The organism is Mesorhizobium sp. M2A.F.Ca.ET.042.01.1.1, assembly GCF_003997405.1.
GTDB lineage: Bacteria > Pseudomonadota > Alphaproteobacteria > Rhizobiales > Rhizobiaceae > Mesorhizobium.
In genome coordinates this window covers 1-577 of record NZ_RZRX01000634.1, presented here as the reverse complement: position 1 = coordinate 577, position 577 = coordinate 1, and the positions used below count along the sequence as shown (strand labels likewise).

The window sequence follows — 577 nt, the reverse complement described above, 5'->3', positions numbered from 1 at the left end:
CCCAAGCGGGGGAGATGTCCGGCAGGACAGAGGGGGGCGCTGTCCCGCCGACGTCTCCAGTAACGCGCCCATCCTCAATTCCCCTCGAACACCGGCTTTTCCTTCGCCACGAACGCCTTGTAGGCCCGCTCGAAATCGCCGGTCTGCATGCAGATCGCCTGCGCTTGCGCTTCCGCCTCGATCGCCTGGTCGAGGCCCATCGACCATTCCTGGTTGAGCTGTGTCTTGGTGATGCCATGCGCGAAGGTCGGGCCGGAAACGATGCGCGCCGCCATGTCGAGCGCGTCGGCCTCCAACGCGGCCGCATCGACAAGCCGGTTGTAGAACCCCCAGCGCTCGCCCTCGGTGGCGCTCATGGTGCGGCCGGTGTAGAGCAGCTCGGCGGCGCGGCCCTGGCCGATGATGCGCGGCAGGATCGCGCAGGCGCCCATGTCGCAGCCGGCGAGCCCGACGCGGGTGAACAGGAAGGCGGTCTTTGCTTCCGGGGTGGCGATGCGGATGTCGGAGGCCATGGCGATGATCGCGCCGGCGCCGACAGCCACGCCGTCGACGGCGGAGATGATGGGTTTGCCGCAAT

At 68.3% G+C, this 577-nt stretch carries 1 protein-coding gene; it reads right to left on the bottom strand.

Annotation, left to right across the window (positions count from 1 at the left end):
- Positions 1-74 precede the first annotated feature (74 nt).
- A partial coding sequence (locus EOA23_RS35290; protein WP_189341851.1) for an enoyl-CoA hydratase-related protein occupies positions 75-577 on the bottom strand: 503 nt, incomplete at its 5' end.